General features: G+C 68.9%; 26 protein-coding genes, 3 tRNA genes and 1 riboswitch. Of the genes, 25 read left to right on the top strand and 4 right to left on the bottom strand.

The window, feature by feature from the left end:
• Positions 1–4: 4 nt before the first annotated feature.
• Genes Q8N19_RS10200 through Q8N19_RS10190 form a run of 3 tightly spaced genes read left to right on the top strand, consistent with a single transcriptional unit; the run spans position 5 to position 988 of the window.
• Complete coding sequence (locus Q8N19_RS10200) at positions 5–439, top strand: D-Ala-D-Ala carboxypeptidase family metallohydrolase (protein ID WP_305590309.1); 435 nt, start codon at positions 5–7, stop codon at positions 437–439.
• Positions 436–813 carry a hypothetical protein gene (locus Q8N19_RS10195; RefSeq protein WP_305590307.1) on the top strand — a complete coding sequence of 126 codons (378 nt, stop codon included), beginning with the start codon at positions 436–438 and terminating at the stop codon, positions 811–813. Before Q8N19_RS10200 ends, Q8N19_RS10195 begins: the two co-directional genes overlap by 4 nt.
• A gap of 34 nt (positions 814–847) precedes the next feature.
• Positions 848–988: a hypothetical protein gene (locus Q8N19_RS10190; protein ID WP_305590305.1), complete on the top strand. Its 141-nt coding sequence runs from the start codon at positions 848–850 to the stop codon at positions 986–988.
• A gap of 5 nt (positions 989–993) precedes the next feature.
• Here the strand turns inward: Q8N19_RS10190 and Q8N19_RS10185 are convergent, their stop codons facing one another.
• Both Q8N19_RS10185 and Q8N19_RS10180 read right to left on the bottom strand, forming a co-directional pair.
• A complete protein-coding gene (locus Q8N19_RS10185) occupies positions 994–1209 on the bottom strand; it encodes a hypothetical protein (RefSeq protein WP_305590303.1) in 216 nt (71 codons plus the stop codon).
• A gap of 104 nt (positions 1210–1313) precedes the next feature.
• Positions 1314–1388, bottom strand: a tRNA-Thr gene (locus Q8N19_RS10180).
• A 105-nt stretch (positions 1389–1493) separates the two neighbouring features.
• Between Q8N19_RS10180 and Q8N19_RS10175 the strand changes: the two genes are divergently transcribed.
• From Q8N19_RS10175 to Q8N19_RS10075, 21 genes are all read left to right on the top strand, one after another.
• Positions 1494–1640: a hypothetical protein gene (locus Q8N19_RS10175; protein ID WP_305590301.1), complete on the top strand. Its 147-nt coding sequence runs from the start codon at positions 1494–1496 to the stop codon at positions 1638–1640.
• 94 nt (positions 1641–1734) lie between these two features.
• The gene (murA, locus tag Q8N19_RS10170; RefSeq protein ID WP_305590299.1) at positions 1735–3039 is read left to right on the top strand and encodes a UDP-N-acetylglucosamine 1-carboxyvinyltransferase; all 1305 of its coding nucleotides are present in this window, start codon (positions 1735–1737) and stop codon (positions 3037–3039) included.
• The gene (locus Q8N19_RS10165) at positions 3032–3463 is read left to right on the top strand and encodes a DUF2948 family protein (protein ID WP_305590297.1); all 432 of its coding nucleotides are present in this window, start codon (positions 3032–3034) and stop codon (positions 3461–3463) included. The genes murA and Q8N19_RS10165 overlap by 8 nt, the downstream gene beginning before the upstream one ends.
• A 78-nt stretch (positions 3464–3541) precedes the next feature.
• Positions 3542–4837, top strand: a complete 1296-nt coding sequence (gene hisD, locus Q8N19_RS10160; protein WP_305590295.1) for a histidinol dehydrogenase — start codon at positions 3542–3544, stop codon at positions 4835–4837.
• 107 nt (positions 4838–4944) lie between these two features.
• Positions 4945–5574, top strand: a complete 630-nt coding sequence (locus Q8N19_RS10155; protein WP_305590293.1) for an SH3 domain-containing protein — start codon at positions 4945–4947, stop codon at positions 5572–5574.
• A 148-nt stretch (positions 5575–5722) separates the two neighbouring features.
• Positions 5723–6202 (top strand): UPF0262 family protein, encoded by a 480-nt coding sequence (locus Q8N19_RS10150; RefSeq protein ID WP_305590291.1) that lies wholly within the window; start codon positions 5723–5725, stop codon positions 6200–6202.
• 13 nt (positions 6203–6215) lie between these two features.
• Complete coding sequence (locus tag Q8N19_RS10145) at positions 6216–6665, top strand: low molecular weight phosphatase family protein (RefSeq protein ID WP_305590289.1); 450 nt, start codon at positions 6216–6218, stop codon at positions 6663–6665.
• Between the two features lie 109 nt (positions 6666–6774).
• Positions 6775–6993, top strand: a complete 219-nt coding sequence (gene infA / locus Q8N19_RS10140) for a translation initiation factor IF-1 (RefSeq protein ID WP_293319256.1) — start codon at positions 6775–6777, stop codon at positions 6991–6993.
• 9 nt (positions 6994–7002) lie between these two features.
• Complete coding sequence (locus Q8N19_RS10135; RefSeq protein WP_305590363.1) at positions 7003–7596, top strand: nucleoside triphosphate pyrophosphatase; 594 nt, start codon at positions 7003–7005, stop codon at positions 7594–7596.
• The gene (locus Q8N19_RS10130) at positions 7593–8633 is read left to right on the top strand and encodes a ribonuclease E/G (RefSeq protein ID WP_305590287.1); all 1041 of its coding nucleotides are present in this window, start codon (positions 7593–7595) and stop codon (positions 8631–8633) included. Before Q8N19_RS10135 ends, Q8N19_RS10130 begins: the two co-directional genes overlap by 4 nt.
• Positions 8630–8812, top strand: coding sequence for a DNA gyrase inhibitor YacG (locus Q8N19_RS10125; RefSeq protein WP_305590285.1), 183 nt, complete (start codon positions 8630–8632; stop codon positions 8810–8812). Before Q8N19_RS10130 ends, Q8N19_RS10125 begins: the two co-directional genes overlap by 4 nt.
• 76 nt (positions 8813–8888) lie before the next feature.
• A tRNA-Phe gene (locus Q8N19_RS10120) sits at positions 8889–8964 on the top strand.
• Positions 8965–9727: 763 nt separating this feature from the next.
• The gene (locus tag Q8N19_RS10115) at positions 9728–10618 is read left to right on the top strand and encodes a MotA/TolQ/ExbB proton channel family protein (RefSeq protein WP_305590283.1); all 891 of its coding nucleotides are present in this window, start codon (positions 9728–9730) and stop codon (positions 10616–10618) included.
• Between the two features lie 5 nt (positions 10619–10623).
• Entirely contained in the window at positions 10624–11055 is a 432-nt protein-coding gene (locus tag Q8N19_RS10110) for a biopolymer transporter ExbD (RefSeq protein ID WP_305590281.1), read from the top strand.
• Positions 11056–11067: 12 nt separating this feature from the next.
• A complete protein-coding gene (locus Q8N19_RS10105; RefSeq protein WP_305590279.1) occupies positions 11068–11772 on the top strand; it encodes an energy transducer TonB in 705 nt (234 codons plus the stop codon).
• A 134-nt stretch (positions 11773–11906) separates the two neighbouring features.
• A tRNA-His gene (locus Q8N19_RS10100) sits at positions 11907–11983 on the top strand.
• Between the two features lie 100 nt (positions 11984–12083).
• Entirely contained in the window at positions 12084–13538 is a 1455-nt protein-coding gene (locus tag Q8N19_RS10095; RefSeq protein WP_305590277.1) for an alkaline phosphatase, read from the top strand.
• 49 nt (positions 13539–13587) lie between these two features.
• Positions 13588–13780: riboswitch (cobalamin riboswitch) on the top strand.
• 161 nt (positions 13781–13941) lie between these two features.
• Positions 13942–15909 (top strand): TonB-dependent siderophore receptor, encoded by a 1968-nt coding sequence (locus Q8N19_RS10090; protein WP_305590275.1) that lies wholly within the window; start codon positions 13942–13944, stop codon positions 15907–15909.
• Between the two features lie 11 nt (positions 15910–15920).
• Positions 15921–16778 carry an ABC transporter substrate-binding protein gene (locus Q8N19_RS10085; RefSeq protein WP_305590273.1) on the top strand — a complete coding sequence of 286 codons (858 nt, stop codon included), beginning with the start codon at positions 15921–15923 and terminating at the stop codon, positions 16776–16778.
• Positions 16775–17767, top strand: a complete 993-nt coding sequence (locus Q8N19_RS10080) for an iron ABC transporter permease (RefSeq protein WP_305590271.1) — start codon at positions 16775–16777, stop codon at positions 17765–17767. Before Q8N19_RS10085 ends, Q8N19_RS10080 begins: the two co-directional genes overlap by 4 nt.
• The gene (locus tag Q8N19_RS10075; protein ID WP_305590269.1) at positions 17764–18537 is read left to right on the top strand and encodes an ABC transporter ATP-binding protein; all 774 of its coding nucleotides are present in this window, start codon (positions 17764–17766) and stop codon (positions 18535–18537) included. The genes Q8N19_RS10080 and Q8N19_RS10075 overlap by 4 nt, the downstream gene beginning before the upstream one ends.
• A 60-nt stretch (positions 18538–18597) precedes the next feature.
• Here the strand turns inward: Q8N19_RS10075 and Q8N19_RS10070 are convergent, their stop codons facing one another.
• Entirely contained in the window at positions 18598–19659 is a 1062-nt protein-coding gene (locus Q8N19_RS10070; protein WP_305590267.1) for an SO2930 family diheme c-type cytochrome, read from the bottom strand.
• Positions 19656–20855, bottom strand: coding sequence for a parallel beta-helix domain-containing protein (locus tag Q8N19_RS10065; protein WP_305590265.1), 1200 nt, complete (start codon positions 20853–20855; stop codon positions 19656–19658). The genes Q8N19_RS10070 and Q8N19_RS10065 overlap by 4 nt, the downstream gene beginning before the upstream one ends.
• A gap of 189 nt (positions 20856–21044) precedes the next feature.
• Between Q8N19_RS10065 and Q8N19_RS10060 the strand changes: the two genes are divergently transcribed.
• The gene (locus Q8N19_RS10060; protein ID WP_305590263.1) at positions 21045–21815 is read left to right on the top strand and encodes an SDR family NAD(P)-dependent oxidoreductase; all 771 of its coding nucleotides are present in this window, start codon (positions 21045–21047) and stop codon (positions 21813–21815) included.
• Positions 21816–21850: the final 35 nt, after the last annotated feature.

Here is a 21850-nt window from a genome sequence, read left to right as displayed (position 1 = left end):
GGCCATGACCACCTGGCTGTCGGCGCACTTCTCCCTGGAGGAGATGACCGCCACTCAACAGCGCGGGTTGGACAACCGTCCACCGTCGGCGGTGCTGACGCGCCTGCGCGCCACGGCGCAGGTTCTGGAGCAGGTTCGAACCCTGCTCGGGGACTCGCCCATCCTGATCACCAGCGGCTATCGCTCGCCAGCGGTGAACCGGGCGGTCGGCGGCTCGGCCAGCAGCGCCCACATGCGGGGTGATGCGGCGGACTTCATCTGTCCGAGGTTCGGCTCACCGCTGGCGGTGTGCCGGGCGATCGCGGCCTCCGACATCGCCTTCGACCAGCTGATCGAGGAGGCCGGGGCCTGGGTTCATCTGGGCCTGGGCGGTCGCTGGCGCCGCGAGGTCCTCACCTGGCGACCGGGCCAGGGCTACCAGCGGGGGCTGCGTCCATGACAATCAGAGCGCTTGTGACGGCGGTGGCGGCCGGCGCGCTGGCGGCTTCGGCCCTGTCGCTCTACGTGGCCGGACGGCGGGATGGTGGTCAGATCCACGCGGCCGAGATCGCCGTCCTGACCCGTGAACGTGACGTCGCCAGACTGGAGGCCGACGGGGAGCGGGCCTCGGGCCAGCGCCTGGCCGAAGCCCTGGCCCGCGGGGTCCAGGGCCAGGCGGTGGTGAGCGCCTTCATTCCCCAGGCCCTGAACACGGAGGATGGCCATGAGACCCTGGCTGCTGAGCGCGCTGCTCGGCTTCACGATGCTGACCGCCGGCTGTGCCAAGCCGCCCCAGATCTCACAGGCTGTCCCACGCCTCGTCCTGGCGGCTGAGGCCAAGGCGCCTTGCGCCCTGCACACCCTGCCTTTGGAGCCGACCCTGGCCGATCTGGAGATCGGCTATGTGACCCGCGGGGCGCAGATCGTCGCCTGCGACGCGGCCCGGCGCCTGGCTGTGGAGACCTATGAGGCGCAGCGGAGCCTGACGACGGAACTGTCTGTCCGCTGAACGGCCTAGTGGACGACCCCGCCTACCGGGCCGAGGGAGTCGTAGGCCTCGATGCAGGCGATGATGTCGTCCCAGGCGGCCAGGCCGTCCACATCGCCAAGGGCGGCGAACTCGGCCGCGCGCAGCATGGCGATGACCTGCGCGTCGGGTCCGTACTGGCGGATCAGCGCCAGGGCGGCGTTGCGCGTGTCGATGGGGAAGTTGTCCGGATTGTCGATCATCGGTCCTCCACGGTCCCTGATGATACGGGCGTAACGGTGCGATGGATTGAACGGCTGGGCCAAAAATGAGGTCGGCCCCAAACCCGTTCAGGGCTTGGGGCCGATGGTGCCGCCGGGCAGGATTGAACTGCCGACCTCAGCCTTACCAAGGATGCGCTCTACCACTGAGCTACGGCGGCGAAAGGCGAGGCGGGGGCTATAGCCAACCATGCGGCCGCCGTGAAGCCCCCATTTCCGGATTTCTCTGACTTGACCTCGGCGGGGGCGGGCCGCAACGAGGATTCATGACACCGCCCGACCGGCCCAAGACACCTCCCGCCAATGACCGGGAAGCCAAGCTCGCCCAGGCTTTGCGGGCCAACTTGCGGCTCCGGAAGGCCGCGCCGCGGGCGGTCGACCCGCCGCCGTCCGACGACGACAAGCGTTCGTGAGCGGCCAGCGCCTTTGCGCAGGCCCGCGCGCGAGCTAGAAGCGCGGTCTGGGTTTGCCGCACCGCAGAATATGCGGCGCTTGAAGGGGCTGAGATTGGACCGAATCGCCATTGAAGGCGGCGCGCGTCTGGAGGGCGAGATCGCCATCAGCGGCGCCAAGAACTCGGCCATCAAGCTGATGGCCGCCAGCCTGCTGACGTCGGAACCCCTGCGGCTGACCAATATGCCGCGGCTGGCAGACACCCGATTCCTGGGCCAGCTGCTGGGCCGGCTGGGGACCGAGGTGCAGGAGCAGGATGGCCCGGATGGGCCGGAGACCCTGCTGCACACGCCAGAGATCATCAGCGCCATCGCGCCCTATGACCTGGTGCGACAGATGCGCGCCTCGTTCAATGTGCTGGGGCCGCTGCTGGCCCGCTCGGGCCAGGCCAAGGTTTCGCTGCCGGGGGGCTGCACCATCGGCGCGCGGCCGGTGGACCTGCATCTGGAAGCCCTGCGCGCCCTGGGCGCCGAAATCGACCTGCACGAGGGTTATGTCTACGCCCAGGCGCCCCGGGGCCTGCGCGGGGCGGAGATCGCCTTTCCCTTCGTATCGGTGGGGGCCACCGAACATGCTCTGCTGGCCGCCGTGCTGGCCGAGGGCGAGACGATCCTGCGCAATGCGGCCTGCGAGCCCGAGATCGTCGATCTGGCCGACTGTCTCAACAAGATGGGCGCGCGGATTGTCGGCGCCGGGCTGGACGTGATCCGGATCCAGGGGGTGAGCCGGTTGGGCGGAACCAGCCACGCGGTGATTCCCGACCGAATCGAGACGGGCACCTTCGCCTTGGCCGCAGCCATGGCCGGCGGCGAGGTGCGTCTGACCCACACCCGCAACGATTTCATCGCCAACCTGCTGGACAAGATGGAGGAGGCGGGCGTCGATGTGATCCGCCACAATGACGGGGTGACCGTGAAGCGGAACGGTCGGCGGCTGAGCGCTGTGGCTGTGGAAACCGACCCCTATCCGGGGTTCGCCACTGACCTGCAGGCCCAGTTCATGGCCCTGATGACCCTGGCCGACGGCGAGTCGGTGATCCGCGAGACCATTTTCGAGAACCGGTTCATGCATGCGCCGGAACTGGCGCGGCTGGGGGCCGATATCAGCATCCAGGGCGGCGAGGCGCGGGTGCGTGGGGTTTCGGCCCTGACCGGCGCCCAGGTCATGGCCACCGACCTGCGGGCCTCGGTGGGCCTGGTGATCGCGGGGCTCGCGGCCAAGGGCGAGACCGTGGTCGGCCGCGTCTACCACCTGGACCGGGGTTTCGAGCGGCTGGAGGCCAAGCTGTCGGCCTGCGGCGCAAAGATCCAGCGCCTGAAGGGCGATGCGACCAGCGAGGATGCGGCCTTCGATGCCTGACAACGCCAAGCCCCTTCGGCTGCGGGCCGAGGATGCGGACGATCTGGCTGTGATGTCGGCGGCGTTGCAGGACGCTGTGGGCAAGATCGGCGACATCAGGTTTGAAGCCCAGCCCCGCCGCCTGACCCTGACGCTCAATCGCTACCGCTGGGAGGCCGGCGGTCGGTCCCGGGTGCGGGCGGCCCTGCAGCTCGGATCTGTGGAAGGGGTGGAGGCGCGACGCCTGCGCCGCGACGCGCCTGACGCCGTGGTGGAACTCCTGGCGCTCACCTTCGAGCCGGACGCCGAACCGCCAGGCGGCGCACTGATCCTGAGCTTCGCCGGCGGCGGCGATCTGAAGGTCAGGGTTGAGTGTGTGGACGCCGTCCTGGCCGACGTCTCAGACCCCTGGCCGACGCCCCGGACGCCGCGGCACGAGACCTGAGGTCGGCGGCGTTGGCATCGCCTGCTGTGGCTCCGCAGCCATGGCGCTCGGCGCCGGCCGTCGCTACATAGCGCCATCATGCGCCGCTTACATTTTTCCGATGCCGATTTCGAAGCCCGGTTCGCCGCCCTGGTGAGCGAACGGCGAGACACCCCTGAGGATGTCGAGGCCAGCGTCCGCGACGTGCTCGCCGCCGTGCGGGCCGAGGGCCTGGCCGCTGTGCTGCGCTTCGGCGCCCAGTTCGACGGCGTCGAGCTGGACGAGGCCAGCCTGCGGGTTACGCCTGAGGAGATCGAAGCCGGGGCCGCGGCCTGCGCCCCGGAGGTCCGCGACGCGATCGCCTTCGCCGCCGAGCGCATCCGCACCTATCATGAGCGGCAACGGCCCGCTGACGCCCGGTTCACAGATGCGGCTGGCGTGGAGATGGGCTGGCGTTGGGGGTCGATCGAGGCGGTGGGCATCTATGTGCCGGGCGGCCGGGCCGCCTATCCCTCGACCGTGCTGATGAACGCCGTGCCCGCCAAGGTGGCCGGCGTCGAACGCATCGCCATGGTCACCCCGCCTGGCAAGCTGCAGCCGGCGGTGCTGGCCGCCGCCCAGGCGGCCGGCGTGACGGAGATTTGGCGGGTCGGCGGGGCCCAGGCCGTCGCCGCCCTGGCCTTCGGAGCCGGCCCCATTCGACCGGTGGACAAGATCGTCGGGCCTGGCAACGCCTTCGTCACCGCCGCCAAGCGCCGGGTCTATGGGGTGGTGGGCATCGACGCCCTGGCCGGTCCCTCGGAGATCGTGGTGGTGGCCGACGGCCTCAACCGCCCCGACTGGATCGCCGCCGACCTCCTGTCGCAGGCCGAACACGACCCCGCGGCCCAGTCCATCCTGATCACCGACGATGCGGCCTTTGCGGCCAGGGTCGAGGCGCAGATCGACGCCCAGATCGCCACCCTGGCGACGGGGGAGGTGGCGCAGGCCTCCTGGCGCGACCACGGGGCGGTGATCATCGCGCCGCTGGACCAAAGCCCGCGCCTCGTGGACGCCTTGGCGCCTGAGCATGTGGAGTTCGCCGTCGAAGATCCTGACGCCCTGGCTGACAAGGTGCGGCACGCCGGCGCCATGTTCCTGGGCCGGCACGCCCCTGAGGCGATCGGCGACTATGTGGCCGGGTCCAACCATGTGCTGCCGACCAGCCGGGCGGCGCGATTCTCGTCAGGCCTGTCGATCTACGACTTCATCAAGCGGACCTCGTTCGTGAAGTGCGACGCCGCGGCCTTTGAGGCCCTGGGGCCGGCGACCGTGGCCCTGGCCGAGGCCGAAGGCCTGCCGGCCCACGCGCGGTCCGCGGCCCTGAGGCTCGGCCAAGGCGCTCACGAAAGCTGAACGAAAACTGTCAACGATGGCCGCGCGTTCGTTCAGGCGCGGCCTTCTAGGTTTGAACTCACAGGGCCACACCGGGCCCGGCGATTTCGAACCGATGGAGGCAAGCCATGCCGAAGACCACTCTTTCCAAGCTGACCACGGGCGCGGCCGCCACCGCCATTATGAGCGCCCTCTTCCTGACCGCCGCGGCGCCGGCCGCCCAGGCCCAGAACTTTGGCGGCGTGCTCGGCTGCAACGCCAGCGGCGGCAAGCAGGAGGGCGGCGCCCTGATCGGCGCCCTGGTGGGGGCCGCGGCCGGCTCCAACCTGGCCAAGAAGGATCGCGGCACGGGTACGGCCCTTGGGGCGGTGGTCGGTGCGGCGGCCGGCTCGGCCATCGGCTGCAAGCTGCAGCATGACGACCAGGACCGCCGCTACGCCCAGGGCCAGGGCTACGCCTACAACCAGCCGGCCACCTACACCCACGGCGGCTATCGCCTGGATCGCAATCTCAGCCCTGCCCACTATGCCGGTGGCGGGGGGGCGATGATCGCCCGGTCCACGGTGAACCTGCGCGCCGCGCCCTCCACCGGCGGCGCCCGGGTCGGCCAGTTGCGGGCCGGCGAGCGGTTCGAAGCCCTGTCCTATGTCCGCGGCAGCGACTGGATCCTGGTGGGCCATAACGGGGTCGGCGTCGGCTATGTCCACGGCGCCTATGTGCAGCCTGAAGGCTACCGCTACGCGGGTTACCGCCGCTAAGGCAGAAGCCTTTTCCTCCCCGAAGGCCCCCGCCGCTCCCCGCGGCGGGGGCTTTTTCACACATCGGCCGGCGCTTGGGCTCTAAGCGGGATGACGCCGGGGGGCGGATTGCACTAAAGCTGGCGCCCAAGACCTTCCCCAGGGCGTCATGACTGACGACGACCAGAAGAACCATCGGCTGCAGAGCGTTGAGATCGACCAGCAATCTCTGGGCGCGATTTCGCGCGACCAGGAGCAGGAGCGGCAGATCGCCATCTTCGATCTGCTGGAATCGAATCGGTTCGTCCCCGAAGGCGCGGAGCAGGGTCCCTATGACCTCCATATGGGCCTGATGGAGAATCGTCTGGTCCTGGACGTGACCGGGCCGGGCTATGAGAAGCGGCACATCCTTTCGCTCTCGCCGTTCCGGATGCTGATCAAAGACTATTTCATGATCTGCGAGAGCTACTATCAGGCGATCCGCAACGCCACGCCGGCCCAGATCGAGGCCTTGGACATGGGACGACGCGGCCTGCACAACGAGGGCTCGGAACTGCTGCGGGCCCGGCTGGCCGGGAAGATCGAGACCGATCTCGACACCGCCAGGCGTCTCTTCACCCTCATCTGCGCCCTGCACTACAAGAGCTGAAGCGGCCATGGGGATGGGCTCTTCACCGCGCGCGCCTGGCGCCGTCCTGTTCGCCTGCAATTTCAACCGGGTCCGTTCGCCCATGGCCGAGGTTCTGGCCAGGCGTCTGCTGGGGGACCGGGTCTATGTGGATTCCTGCGGGTTAAAGACTGAGGCCGAGGCCGAGGGCGCCGACCCCTTCGTCTGTGCGGTGATGGCCGAGCTGGGCTTTGACCTGGAACAGCACCAGCCCAAGACGTTCGATGAGTTGAATGACGACTCCTTCGACCTGATCATCTCCCTGACGCCGGAGGCGCAGCATCGGGCGGTGGAACTGACCCGGCATAGGGCCGCCGAGATCGAATACTGGCCCACCCATGACCCGACCCTGGCTGACGGATCCCGCGAGAATCGCCTGGCGGCCTATCGTGAGGTGCGTGACGCCCTGGCCCGCAGGCTGGTGGAGCGGTTCGGCCCGGCCTGAACGAGAGGTCTCTACCGGCTGATGCAACCTGAGTTATAATGGACCGCTGTCCGGCGGGCCGATTCCAGGCCGGCCGGCGGCATCAGGTGAGCGCCCCCATGGAGCCTGCATGGCCAAGGAAGAGCTGTTGGAGTTTCCCGGCGTGGTCAGCGAAGTGCTGCCGAACGCCATGTTTCGCGTGAAGCTCGAGAATGACCACGAGATCATCGCCCACACCGCCGGCAAGATGCGCAAGAACCGCATCCGCGTGGCCGTCGGGGACAAGGTCCTGATCGAGATGACTCCCTACGACCTGTCAAAGGGCCGCATCACCTTCCGCGTCCGCTAGCGGGTGAGCATTCCCCCCTGTTCTTACACACCCCAGCTTGTCCTGGCCTCGGCCAGTCCGAGGCGGCTCGACCTGCTCGCCCAGATCGGCCTGACTCCGGATGAGGTCTGCGCAGCCGATATCGACGAGGCGCCGCTGAAAAGCGAGACGCCCCGCCGTTGCGCCCTGCGTCTGGCCGGGGCGAAGGCCGCCCTGGTCGCCGAGTCTCGACCGGAGTCATTTGTCCTGGCCGCCGATACGGTGGTCGCCGCAGGGCGGCGCATCCTACCCAAGGCCGAGACGCCGGACGAGGTGCGGGCCTGCCTGGACCTGCTGTCTGGGCGCAGCCACCGGGTCTATACGGCGGTGGTTCTGAGGGGACCTGACGGTCGGCGGGCCGAGCGGCTGGTTGAGACGCGGGTGACCTTCAAACGCCTGGGCGAGGAGGAACGCGCCGCCTACCTGGCCAGCGGCGAGGGCTTGGGCAAGGCCGGCGGCTATGGGATTCAGGGGCGGGCCGGCGGCTTTGTTCTGAACCTGCAGGGCTCCTATCCGGCTGTGGTCGGCCTGCCGCTCTATGAAACCCTTTGTCTGCTGCGGGGTCTGGGCTATCCCGCAGCATGAGCCGCCGCACATTCTTTATCGACGAAGGCCTGGGCGAGATTCGGGGCGGAGTCCTGCTGGACGGCCGACCTGAGCGCCTGCTGATCCAGAGAGCCGACGACAACCCCCGCCTGGCGCTGGGCGCACGTCTTCGCGCCCGGGTGGCGCATGTGGAGCCCGCCCTGGCCATGGCTTTCCTGGACCTGGGGGAGGGGGCCGAGGCAAGCGTCTCCTTCAAGCCCGACGCCCGACCCCGCCAGGGCGAGGCCCTGGAAGTGGAGATCCGGACCGAGCCGAGGCTCGGCAAGCTCGCCACCGCCCGACTGATCGGCCCCGCGCAGGGGGCCCCCGCGCTGCTTGAATCCGCGCCGACCCTGCTGGACCACCTGCGACACATGGCCGGGGAGGGGGAGCCCGTCACGGGCCGCATCGCCCGGCAACTGGCCGATGAGGCTGAGGCCGAGGTGCTGGAGGTCATCCATCCGCTGCCGGGGGGTGGGACCATCGCCATCGAACCGACCCGGGCGCTCACGGCCATCGATGTCGATGTGGGCGAGCGGAAGGGCAATGAAGCCAAGCGAGTCACCCGCCAGGCCAATCTGGCCGCCCTGGCGGTGGCGGCGCGGGTGCTGAGGCTGAAGGGGCTCGGCGGGCTGGTGGTGTTCGACATGGCCGGCCGTGGGCACGACGGCGCCGCGCTGATGGCCGCGGCGCGGGCGGCGTTCAATCCGGACAATCCGGGCGTCTCCATTGGACCGATCAGCCGGTTCGGCACCATTGAGCTCACCGTGCCTCGCCGCGGCCGACCGGTGACGGAGATTCTCACCGACGGCGCAGGACGGCCCTCGGCCCGCACCCTGGGCGCCCGGCTGGTCCGTCGACTTGAGGCTGAGGCCGTAGCCACGCCGGGGGGGCGCCTCACGGCGACCTGTGCGCCGGCGGTGGCCGAGGCGGCCAAGCCGGCGCTCGCCCTGCTGGCGGCGCGCATCGGCGCCCGGTTTGAGGTGAAGGCCGATTCAACCCTGGCCTCGGAGCAGATCGAGGTTCACGCCCGATGAGCCCGGCTGCGCCCCCGAAGGCCAAGTGCCCCATCTGTCGCAAGCCGGTGACTGCGGACTATCGCCCCTTCTGCTCTAAGCGCTGCGCCGATGTAGATCTGCAGCGCTGGTTCACCGGCGCCTATGCGGTTCCCGCCGTCGAGCAGGAAGAGGTGTCCGATGGCGAGGACGAGCTCTGAACTAATCGCTCGTCGCCGCGCTGGACTTCCCCGAACGGCTCTTTTATAGACGCGGCTCCCGCGCGGCGGGCCCAGTGCCTGGGTAGCTCAGTTGGTAGAGCAGCGGATTGAAAATCCGCGTGTCGGTGGTTCGAATCCGCCCCCAGGCACCATTCTCCTCCCATCATCCATCCCCCATCCGGTGCTTGGCGTCATTCCGTCCGCCGGACGCCGTGGCGGCGGCTCTGCCGGCCGGGTTATTGGCGCGGAGGCCCATCAAGGGGGAGGTCGGCCATAGCCGCAGGCTAAGTGAGGCTCGGCGGCGTCCCGGAGCGCCGCGACAATCATGTGACAGGGCGCCTGCGAACAGCCTGCGGACGAGGCTGTCGGCTTGACTTCGACAGGGTCGGCGCTCATTTGCCGCGGCAGACCGGCGCTGTGCGCAAAAGCTGAGCGTCCGCAGGCCGATTCTCGCCAGATTTCCGCCATCTTGAGCGACCGGCGTTCGAAGTCTGATGTTGCGTCGCAGCAATATCATTCCCCGGCGCGGCGAGTTTCCCCAATTATTGCATAGAATTCATATTGTGCGCCGCAACGATACCCCGATTTCTGATTATCTTATCGGTGGTTAGCTGGCGTCGGCGGCACTTGACGCTCCGTTTGGGGGTTGCCAAAGGTCCCTCGCCGCACGTCTAACTTTGCGGTGAGGGTCCGCAGTCCGCTCCTGGATTGCGGTCTCGCCTTGCCCAATCGCAACATCCCGCTTCACACAAATGTGGAAGTTGGAAGTTACGGGTCGGGAGCAGCGATAGCGGTTTCGGGTTCGGACGCGGCGAAAGCGGGGTTCGGAGCCAGACTTATTCAACTAGGGTAGGAGACGCTCTCGCGCGACGACCCTCGGTCCAAACGTGCTAGACCATTAGGAACTGGCGACAGATGCTCGACAAAAAACGGAACACCCCCCTCATCGCTCTCATCGGCGCGGCTGCGTTGATGATGGGCGCCCCGGCGTTCGCGCAGGACGCCGCTCCAGCGGATCCGGCCGCCGCCGAGGCCCCGGCCGATCCGGCCGCCGCCCCTCCCGCCGAGGCCGCGCCTGCGGCACCCGCGGAAGAAGTGTCCACCGACGTGGGTGGTCATGGCGAACTGACCATCATGACGATGTTCCTGGACGCTCAGCCGGTCGGTAAGGCCGTTCTGATCGGTCTGGCCCTGGCATCCATCTTCTCCTGGACCCTGCTGCTCACCAAGCTCTTCGAGTTCGGTGGCCTGGAACGTCAAACCAACCGCTTCCTGGAAGCCTTCCGGGGCGCCAAGAACACCAGCGACATCGGCCGCATCGCCATGTCGGATGAGTTCGAAGGCAACCCGCTGGCCGACATGGCCGCGGCCGCCGTGCAAGAGATTGAAGTCTCGCGTCAAGCGGGCCTGAACATCACCGGCGAACACCGCGAAACCACCATCAGCCGCGCTGTTGCGGCCGTGGCCGGCGTCCAGGCCTCCCTGGCCAAGCGCCTGTCGGGCGGCATGCAGTTCCTGGCCTCGGTCGGTTCCAACGGTCCGTTCATCGGTCTGTTCGGCACCGTGTACGGGATCATGTACTCGTTCATCGGCATCGCGAACACCAACACGACCAACCTGGCCGTCGTGGCGCCCGGTATCGCCGAAGCCCTGCTGGCCACCGGCATGGGTCTCTTCGCCGCCATCCCGTCGGTTATCTTCTACAACTACTTCCAGACGCGCATCTCCGCTTACGGCGCGCGCTCGGAAGGGTTTGTCGCTGAACTTCTGAACGCGATCTCCCGGCAGCTCGACAAGGGGGCCTAAACCCAATGGCCGCTAAACTCTCAGGGTCTGGGGGTGGCAGGTACGAAACGGAGCAGAACAGCGAAATCAATGTGACGCCCTTCGTGGACGTCATGCTGGTTCTCCTGATCATCTTCATGGTGGCGGCGCCGCTGGCCAGTGTGACGGTCCAGGTAGCTCTTCCGCCAGCCGTCGCCGAGCCATCCGCAAACCCGCCCAAACCGGTCTACATTTCGATCCAGTCAAACGGGTCCATCTATGTCGGTGACTTTCAGACCGACCTGGCGGGCCTGGGCGACGACCTCCGGTCGAACATTGGGCAGCGGAACCCAGAACGTGAGCGGATCTTCATCCGCGCCGACAGAGACACCATGTACGGTGACTTCATGGGCGTGATGAACATGCTTCAGGACAATGGGTTCTACAGCGTGGCGCTCATCGGCGAAGAAGACAATTGAGGAGGGTGAGGCATGTCTGAAACCAGTGACACGACTCACATTCATCACAGTCCGTTCGACGCGCCGAAGCCGAAGCGCAACAATGGCGTAATCGTCGCCGTTGTTGTCTCGATCGTGGTTCACGTCGCGCTTGGTCTCTATCTCTACAAGACTAAGTTCGAACCCACCTATCGGGAGTATTCGGAGGACATTACGGAGGTGTCGATTATCAAGCCGGCTCCTCCGCCGCCGCCTCCGCCGCCTCCGCCGCCGCCGTCCAACACGCCGCCGCCGCCGCCGCCGAAGCTTCAGCCTCGGCCGCCGGTGACCCCGCCGGCCGGCTTGGCCACGATCCCGCCGCTGCCGGTTCCGCCGGTGCCGGAGCGGATCGAGCGGCCTGAGCCGCCAGCTCCCCCGCCGCCGACGCCTCCGCGTCCGTCGGTGATCACCAACCCTGACTGGGCGCGTATTCCCAGCGGGGAAGAGGTGGCCCGCTACTATCCCGACCGCGCTCAGCGGATGGGAGCAGAGGGTCGGGTGGTTCTGAGCTGCCAGGTCACGGCCCGTGGCACGCTTGAAGGTTGCTCTGTGGTGGAAGAAAGCCCCGCAGATCAGGACTTCGGCGCCGCTGCGATGCGTATGACCCGACTGTTCCGGATGCGTCCGCGGACCGCCGACGGCGCCCCTGTTGAAGGCGGCACCGTTCGGATCCCGATCACCTTCCGTCTGCCCCGGTAAAACGGCGGACAAAGGCACCGGGAATGGGCCCCGGAGACCTCAGGTCTCCGGGGCCTTTTCTTTGGCTGAACCGCGGCGCCGATGGCCCTTGATCCCGCAAGCCGGCGCCACTAGAACCCTATCCCTCGCGATGCGCCGCCTTAGCTCAGTTGGTTAGAGCGCCAGATTGTGGCTCTGGAGGTCCTCGGTTCGAACCCGAGAGGTGGTACCATCGCGACGCGGCCTCCGCGGCCGGCCCTTTCGTCCTCCCGTCACAATGTCTGGCCATAAGGGCGCGTGAGCCGAGCTCCCCTGCGTCCAGTTGAGGCCCCATGACCGTTCCGAACTCACGCCGCGCCGCCACGGCGTTCGGCGTCGCCTGCGTCGCCGCCCTGTCCCTCGTCGCCAGCGCAGCGGCCGCCACGCCCGAGGCGGCTCTCGATGACGCGCTGGCGCGCTCGCCGATCACGAACCCGGCCCGCAACGTGATCCTGTTCATTGGCGACGGCATGGGCGTGTCGACCGTGACCGCGACGCGGATTCTGGCTGGCCAGAGGGCCGGGGTGGACGGCGCCTCCTATGATCTGGCCTTCGATCAGATGCCCTATGGCGGCCTGGTGCGGACCTATTCCACCGACGCTCTGGTGACCGATTCGGCCAATGGCGCCTCGGCGATCACCACCGGGCATCGCACCATCAACGGCGGGATAGGCGTCGACGGCGGCGCCCGCCGCGGGGTCTGTGATCCTAGCCGCAATGTCCCGACGTTCGCCCAGCGGGCCAAGCGGGAACTGGGCAAGGCCGTGGGGGTGGTCTCCACCGCCGCCGTCACCGACGCGTCGCCGGCCGCCTTCTTCGCTCACGTCCCCGATCGCAACTGGCAGAGCGACGCCGACCTGCCGCCCGCGGCCCGCGAGGCCGGCTGCGTCGATATCGCCGCCCAGTTGATCGGGGCCCCCGAGGATCAGAGACCCGATCTCGTGCTCGGCGGGGGGCTGAGCTTCTTCCGGCCAGCGACCGCGGGCGGACGCCGCCAGGATGGGCAGGATCTGACCGCCGCCTGGGCGGCGCGACCGGGCAGCGTCTTCGTCTCCGACCGTGACGGCCTGGCCGCCGCCGTGGCCGCGGGCCAGGATGTGCTCGGCCTCTTCGCGGACGTCCACATCCCCCACGAGCTCAATCGCCCGACCACCGCGCCGCAAATCCCCACCCTGGAGGAGATGACCCGCGCGGCCATTGCAAGGCTGGCCGCCGAGCCGCAGGGCTATGTCCTGCTCATTGAGGCCGCCCATATCGACAAGGCCCACCATGCTGGGCTGATCAACGCCGCTCTCACCGAGGCCATCGAGTTCTCGAAGGCGGTGGCCGTCGCCCGGGAGATGACCGACCCGGCCGACACGCTGATTCTGGTGACCGCCGACCATAGCCATGGGCTGGTCCTGAACGGTGGCGGCCGTGGCGACGATGTGCTCGGCCTGATCAAGGGACCCACGGGCGCCCCGCGCCTGGCCGCTGACGGCAGGCCGCTGCCGATCCTGACCTACGCCACCGGCCCGGGCGGGCCGCGGGACGGGGAGGGTCGTCCGAGCCTGGAGGGGGTCGACGTCACGGCCCCTGACCATGTGCGGCAGGCCGGAGTCCTGTCGCCCAGCGCCGCCCACGCCGGCGAGGACGTGCCGGCCTATGCGCAAGGCCCCGGCGCCTATCTCGTCACCGGGTCGATGGACCAGCCCTATCTCTTCCAGGTCATGCGCCACGCCCTGCGACTGCCCGCCAAAGCCCCCTGAACGTCCTGGCGCCTCAGCCGCGCCGTTGACGGAGCCGACGCACCCGCCTAAGGCCACGCCTGTGACAGGTTCCCCGCGAGGGGATCAAAAGGGAACTCAGGTGTAAGACCTGGGCTGCCCCCGCAACTGTAAGCGGCGAGCCCGCACGCCATACGCCACTGGGTCCTCGGACCTGGGAAGGCGGCGTGCAGATGGGTGATGACCCGCCAGCCAGGAGACCTGCCTGTCGCGGTCGTCCTTCGTCCGGCCGGGGTGCGCCGAACGAACGGGTCTACCCGGGTGGCGACAACCGTCCAGGGCCGCGCGAGGGCGTGGGTCCCGGCGGGGTCGTGCGCGCGCGTAAGGCTCCCCGTGGTCCGCTTCCTCGACGGCTCGTTGTCGTCAATTCGAGGGGCAAGACCCGATGAAGACCATTCTGCTGTCCACCGCCGCCCTGCTGGGCCTCCTGTCGGCCACGACCGCCGTCGCCCAGCCGGCCGCCGCGCCAGATGTGGCGGGCGCCGAGTCCTCCAACGCCGTGCGGGGCGTCGTCGTCACCGCAAATCGCGCGCCCACCGCCTCGGCCGAGGTCGCCCAAGCGGTCACCGTGCTCGACCGCGCGCAGATCGAGGCGAGCCAAGCCATCCTGCTGCCGGACCTGCTGGGCCGCACCGCCGGCGTCACCCTGTCGCGCAACGGCGGCCCCGGCGGCGTCACCGCCCTACGCATTCGCGGGGCCGAGACCGACCAGACCCTGGTGGTCATCGATGGCGTCCGTCTGAATGACGTGGCCCAGCCGGGCGCGGGGTATAACTTCGCCAATCTGCTGACCGGCGACGTGGCCAGGGTCGAGGTTCTGCGCGGCGCCCAGTCCACCCTGTGGGGCAGCCAGGCCATCGGGGGCGTGGTCAATGTGGTCACCACCGTGCCGACCAAGCCGTTCCAGGCCAGCCTCGACGTGGAAGGCGGCGATCTCTCCACCGCCTATGTCCGTGGCGGAATCGGCGGCGCCGGCGAGCGCCTCGTCTGGCGCCTGGGCGCGGGCTACTACACCACCGACGGCGTCTCCGCTGCGGCTGTTGGCACGGAGGACGACGGCTTCCAGCACACCAGCCTCAACGGCCGCCTGGGGGTCCGGGTGAGCGACAACCTCTCACTGGATCTGCGGGGTATCTATTCCTACGGCCGGGTTCAGGTGGACGGCTATCCCGCCCCGGCCTTCAGCTTCGCTGACACCGCCGAATATGGGGTGACTGAGGAGCTTGCGGGCTATGCCGGCCTGAACCTCGCCCTGCTGGATGATCGCCTGCGCAATCGCCTGGCCTTCTCCCACACCCGCACCGATCGTCAGAGCCTGAATCCCGCCCAGGCGATGACCGACGTGACCTTCGACGCCCTCTCTGAGGTGGATCGCTGGGAGTATCAGGGGACCTTCGCCCTGACCGAGGCCTGGCAGGCGGTGTTCGGCCTGGAGCGGGAGGAGGCGTCCATGCGGACAGCCTCGCCCAGCGCCTTCAATCCCAATCCGCCGACGCAATCGGCCAGCGCCGATCTCGACAGCGCCTATGTTCAACTCCGGGGGCCGCTGATCGCCGGCCTCACAGTGACGGCCGGGGTTCGCCGCGACGAGCACGACACCTTCGGCGGCCAGACCCTGGGGCAGGGGGCGTTGGCCTGGTCCCTGAACGAGGGGAACACCATCCTGCGGGCGAGCTTTGGCCAGGGGTTCAAGGCGCCGAGCCTCTATCAGCTCTACAGCGAGTACGGGAATCTGGGGCTGAATCCGGAGGAGGCCGACGCCTGGGACTTTGGCGTCGAACAGGTGCTGGCCGGCGGCCAGGCCGTGGTGTCGGCCACCTGGTTCCAGCGGGAGACCACGAACCAGATCGACTACGTCTCCTGCTTCAGCGCGCCGGGCGACCCCCTCTGCCGCGTCGCCGGGGCGACCCGGTTTGGCTATTACAGCAACACCGCCCGCACCGAGGCCCACGGGGTGGAGCTGACCGGTCAGGCCAAGGTCGGTCCCTTCGACCTGGCGGCCAACTACACCTGGACCGAGGCGACCAACGAGGCCGCCGGATCGCCGAACCGGGGCAAGCGCCTGGCACGGCGGCCCGAGCACCAGGGCTACATGTCGGTGACCCATGTCTGGTCGGCCGGACCTTCGGCGACGCTGGCGGTTCGCTATATCGGGGAGGCCTTTGACGATGCGGCCAACCGCAACCGACTTGAGCCCCGGGCTCTGCTCGACGTCCGGGCCGCCTGGCCGGTGAACGAGACCTTCGAGGTCTATGGCCGGGTGGAAAACCTGTTCGACGATCAGGACCCGTCCACCCGCGGCTATGGCGAGGTGGGTCGCTTCGGGGCGCTGGGCGTGCGGGCCCGCTTCTGATGACGGAGCCGGTGAGACCGGGCCCGGGCCAGCTCACCCGCCGTGCGGCGGTGGGCGGGCTCGCGCTCGGCCTCGCCGGCGCCGCCCCCTCAGGGCGACCCCGGCGGGTTGTCTCGCTGAACCCCTGCCTGGATGTGATCCTGTTCCATGTGGCTGAGCGTCACCAGATCGCCGCCCTGACCCACTATGCCCGTGACCCTGAAGCCTCGATCCTGGCGGGCCGGGCTCGGGACATCCCCATCACCTATGAGACCGCCGAGGAGGTGGTCGCCCTGCGCCCCGACCTGGTGCTGATGAGCCACCATTCGGCGGTGGCGACCCGCAATGCGCTCAGCCGGCTGGGCATCCCCCAGGCCATGTTCGACGTGCCCCAGACGGTGGCCGCCAGCCTCGCGCAGATCCGCCAGGTGGCCCGTCTGGTGGGCCAGCCGGTCAGGGGCCAGGCGGTGGTCGCCAGGATCGAGGCGGCCCTGGCCGCCGCCGTCCCGCCGCCGGGGGCGCCGAAGCTCAGCGCCATCGTCTATCAGCCCAACGGCTTCGCAGCCGGGGCCGGCACCCTGACCGACGAGATGCTGCGCCGAACCGGATTTGTGAACGTCGCCGCCCGTTACGGCCTCGGCCGTTGGGGCAATATCGGGCTGGAGCAGATCATCGCCGACCCGCCCCAGGTCCTGCTGGCCGGGCAGGCGGCGGCGGGCGCGCCCACCTGGGCCGACCGGGTGCTGAGCCATCCGGCGCTCGACCGCATCTCAGGCGCCATGCGTCGCGAGGCTTTTCCCCAGCGGCTGCTCTATTGCGGCGGACCGGTGCTGATCGAGACCGCCCAGGCCCTGGCCCAAGCGCGGCGCAATGTGCTGGGGGCGGCATGAAGCGGATCTCAACCCCGGTCGTCATCGCTGGCCTGGCCGTGGCCCTGGTCCTGCTGGCCGCCGCCAGCCTTATGGCCGGCCGGGTCTGGGTGCCTTTGAACGCCTGGACCGGCGCAGATCCCCGCTGGGTGATCATCCTGGAGCTGCGCATTCCCCGCACCCTGCTGGCCATTGTGGTGGGCGCTGCGCTCGGCATGTCGGGGGCGGCGCTTCAGGGCTATACCAGAAATCCCCTGGCTGATCCGGGGGTTCTGGGCGTTTCCTCAATGGCTGCATTAGGTGCGGTCATCTCCCTCTATTTCGGCTTCTATGCGCCTGTCCTCGGGGGCGCGCCGTGGCTGATGCCGCTTTGCGCCATGGCCGGCGCCCTGATCGGCGTTCTTGTCCTGATCGGGCTGACGGGCCAGGCGCCCGGCACGGTGACCTTCGTCCTGGCCGGGGTGGTGCTGAACATCGTCGCCGGGGCCGGCGTCGCCCTGGCCCTGAACCTCGCCCCGAACCCCTGGGCGGTGAACGAGATCGTCAACTGGCTGATGGGCTCGCTGACCGACCGCAGCTTCGCCGACCTGCAGATGTCGGCCCCCTTCGTGGCGGCGGGGCTCGTCCTGCTGCTGTTCACTGGCCGCGCGCTGGACGCCCTGACGCTGGGTGAGACCGGCGCCCAGTCGCTGGGGATCAGCCTGTCGTGCACCCGCCTGCTGCTGGCCCTTGGCGTCGGCCTGGCGGCCGGGGCCAGCGTGGCGGTCACGGGCGTGATCGGTTTTGTCGGCCTGGTGACCCCCCACCTCCTGAGGCCCTTCCTGGGGCCACGTCCAGCCGGCCTGCTCTTGCCCAGCGCGCTCGGCGGAGCGGTGATCGTCCTGGCCGGAGACATTCTGGTGCGGCTGATCCCGTCAGCGGCGGAGGTCAGACTCGGGGTCGCCATGGCCGCCTTGGGCGGTCCCTTCTTCCTCGGCCTGCTGCTCATTCAGCGCCGGAGGCTGTCATGACCGTGCTTGAGGCCCGTGGGCTCCATCTCCTGGCGGGCGGCCACACGGTGCTGAGCCAGGTCAGCGCCCGGTTCGAACCCGGCCAGGTGACGGCCATTCTGGGCGCCAACGGGGCCGGCAAGTCGACGCTGCTGGCCGCCCTGGCCGGCCTGTCGCGACCTGTGGGGGGCGAGGTTCTCCTGGACGAGGCGCCCCTGCTCGACCTGCCGCCGCGGCGCCGGGCCCGGCGCCTGGGCTTCATCCCCCAGATCCCGGAGATCGCCTGGGGGTTGGAGGTGCGCACCGTGGTCGGCCTGGGCCGGCTTCCCTGGCTGGGCGCCCGGGGACTTTCGGGCGAGGATGAGGCCGCCGTCGATCGCGCCCTGGCCGCCGCCCGGGTCGAGGACCTGGCGGCCCGTGACATCACCACCCTGTCAGGCGGCGAACGGGCCCGGGCCCTGATCGCCCGCGCCCTGGCCGGCGAGCCGGAATGGCTGCTGGCCGATGAGCCCTATGCGGGGCTCGATCCGCGCCACGCCCTGGAGGCGGGCGACCTGTTCCGCCGTCTGGCGGGGGAGGGGGCCGGCGTGCTGCTCACCCTCCACGACCTGACCCTGGCCGCTCGGCTGGCCGACCGGATTCTCGTGCTGGGCCACGGCCGTGTGCTGGCGGACGGGCCGCCGGCGAAGGCTATGACCCCCGAAGTGCTCGCCGCCGCCTACGGCATCGACGCGCGTCTGCGCACGACCGAGCAGGGCCTGAGCGTCGATATCCTCGGCCGCTGGAGCTAGAGCGCGTTTCGATAAGTGGGAACGGTTATCGGAACGAAACGCGCTCAAGACCTAGAGGCTTTAGGGGGCGAGGCGCTCGATATAGTCGGCTACCAGGGCCACCCCCTCGGCATGAACGAGCGTGCGGCCAAGCTCCGGCATCATCACGGCGGGATCATTGGAGCCCATGCGATAGACCATGATCGAGCGCTCGGGATCGCCAGGCGCGATGGAGACAGCGAGCCCGCCTGAGCCACGACCGGCGGCCACCGGGGCCTTGCCGATCCCCAGATGGGCGGGGCGCGACTCCTCCACACCCAGGAACAGACCGCTGGTGGAGGCCATGCCCCCCGGGTTGTGACAATGGGCGCAGTTGGCGTCGAGATAGGCCCGGGCGCGGGACTCCAGCGGTTCGGACAGATCATCCCAGACGGCGGTCCTCGGCGCTGCGGCGGGGTCGGGTCCGCCGCTCAGATGCCCCAGCCGGCGCCAGGCGACCAGCTGGTTTTCCGTCCGGTGGCCATAGTCCAGGTCCCGATTGAGATTGCGCGCCTTGGGGCCGATGGGAACCAGCTCGCCTTCGGCCGAATGGCAGGTCTTGCACTGGTTCTGGTTGGGCACGAGGTAGCTGATCGCCTGCGGCGCGCCCGCAGGATCGATGAAGGCCACTTCCAGCCGCGCGCCGGTGCGCTTGAGGACGGCCTCGGTCTGCTCGGCGTTCCAGACATAGGCCAGCGCCGTCCAGCCCTCAGCCTTGCGGATCAGCAGCCGCGTCTCGACATGGCGCTCGCCCACCTGCGGCGCACGCATGTCCGGGGCGAAGGCGAAGGTCTTGACCAGCACCGTACCCACCGGAAATTCTAGAGGTCCATCAGGATGATAGGCCGCGCTCTGGCCATCTGGGGTGAAGATGAACCGGTGCTTGGTGGCATAGTCGCTGAACAGCGGGGTGTTCAGGTCATAGGGCGTGACCCCCGGGCTCGGCGTCCGCGCCGCCGCGTCCTGGAACAGGCCGTAGTCGGACAGCCGCGGGGCCGGCGTCTGCGCCAACACCACGTCCAGGCGCACAGGGGCAGGGGCCTCCGCAGCCCCGCTCAGGGCCAGGGCGGCCAGGCCGAGCAGGACGACGAGGCCTCGCCTCATGAGGCGAGCGCGGCCTGGGCTTCGGGCAGGACCACGGCCGCCGGTTCAGTGATCTCGCCCCGCTCCAGGGTTGGGGTGACCGAAGGATTGGCCTGATCCATGGCCCCGGCCTTGGGCAGGTTGAGGTTCAGCACCGGTCCATCGGTAATCCGCATGGCCTGGGGACCGCCGTCTGGCGCCACCCCGTCCCACAGCACCGGCGGCAAGGTTCCGCCCACCGCGGCGGCTAGTTGCGCGCCCCCGGGGAAGGCTGGCGCCCAGCCGTTGCGGCCGATCCTGTTGTCGCGCACCACCACCTCGCGGGGGATGGGGTTGTAGGTCGCATCGTCGAAGGCCTGGGTATAGCCCACCAGCATGATGGCGGCGGTCTGGTTGCCGTCGATCTCGTTGTCGAACACGTGGACGTTGCGGTTGGCCATGATCATCACGCCGGCGCCCACCGGCACGCTGGCGACGATGTTGCCCTCCGGCGCGAAGTTCGGCGTGTCGTTGTTGACGATCCTGTTGTCGAACACCCGGGTCGAATGGCCGCCCATCACCGGCAGGTTGGGCAGGTCGAAGACCAGGATGCCGCCGGTGTTGTGGGTGACGGTGTTGCCATAGACGTCGGCGTTGCTGGAGTTCTCGATCTCGATGCCGGCCACGTTGAACTCAGCCAGGCTGTTGCGGACGATGATGTTCTTCGACTGGCCCACATAGACCCCGGCGTCCGAGGCGCCGCGCACCGTCACGCCGTCGATCAGAACATTGGTGGACCCCACCGGATACACGCCATAGGCGCCGTTGGTGGCCTTGGGTCCGCCGGTCCATTCAACCCGCAGATTGATCATGCTGATCTGGTCGGCGTCCTTGGACTTGACCCCGTCGCCCTTGGAGTTCTCCACCGCGAAGTCCCGCACCGTCACCCTGTCGGAGGTGATCAGCAGCCCCTCGGCGCCGCCCTGCTGGCCGTCAAAGGACAGGATGGTGGCGTCTGGCCCGGCGCCCTTGATGGTCACGCCGTCCACGTCCAGGGAAAGGCCATCGGTGAGCTCGAAGCGGCCGGCGGCCAGTTCGACCACGTCGCCGGGCTGGGCGTCGAGCAGGGCCAGTTGCAGGGCTTCCTGGACGTCGGCGCCCGGCGCCACGGAAATGGTCTTGGCGTAGGCCGGGCTGGCGAGCGCAAAGGCGCACAGGGCGAGCGCGAAGCTTCGCATGGTCATCCTCCCAAAGGAGCCAGCTCTGGACGGCGGGCTTGGTCCCCAGCTTGGCGGCCGCCGGCCAGGGGCGCAACGGCAAAGAGAACATTGATCAGGAATCCGTCAGCCTGCGCCGACCGGCCCTTGATCGGCGGCCCTTGGCCCGTGGTAACTGTCGGCCAAAGCAAACCGGGACAGGAGACGACAATGGATCTGCAGTTGAAGGGCAAGAAGGCCGTGGTCACCGGCGCCAGCCGTGGCATCGGCTGGTCGATCGCCGAACTCCTGGCCGACGAAGGCTGCGATGTGGCGGTCTGCGCCCGGGGCCAGGACGGTGTCGACGCGGCGGTCAATGCCCTGGAGGCCAAGGGCGTCAAGGCCTGGGGCCGGGCGGTGGATATCGCCGATGGCCCGGCCATCACCGGCTTTGTGGAAGACGCCGCCCAGGCGCTGGGCGGTCTCGACATCCTGATCTCCAACGCCAGCGCCCTGGTCAATGGCGGCTCGGAGGCCGACTGGCGGTCCATGTTCGAGATCGACATGCTGGGCGCGGTCCGCACCTATCAGGCAGCCAAACCCCATCTGGAGAAGGCTGCCGCAGCAGGCGGCGACGCGGCCTTCATCATCACCTCATCAGTGTCGGCCGCTGAAGCCAGCGGCCCCTCGGCCTATGGCGCCATGAAGGCCGCCCTCATCCACTATGCCAAGGGCGTGGCCAAGGAAGGCGCGGCCAAGGGCGTGCGCTGCAATGTAGTGTCGCCGGGCACCGTGTTCTTCGAGGGCGGCGTGTGGGGCAATGTGAAGGCCAATGCCCCCGGCTTCTTCGAGGCCATGATCAAGCGCAACCCCACTGGCCGCATGGCGACGCCAGAGGAGGTCGCCGCCGCCACCGTCTTCCTGGCCAGCCCCCGGTCGGCCTTCACCACGGGTATCAACATGCTGGTGGACGGCGCCATCTCCAGCCGGGTGAATTTCTGATACCCATGTTGTGCAGGGTGCGGCGTCCCGCCGCA

Source organism: Phenylobacterium sp., assembly GCF_030693405.1.
Lineage (GTDB): Bacteria > Pseudomonadota > Alphaproteobacteria > Caulobacterales > Caulobacteraceae > Phenylobacterium.
Note: the sequence above shows the minus strand (reverse complement) of the source record. Positions and strands in the feature narration are given on the sequence as shown.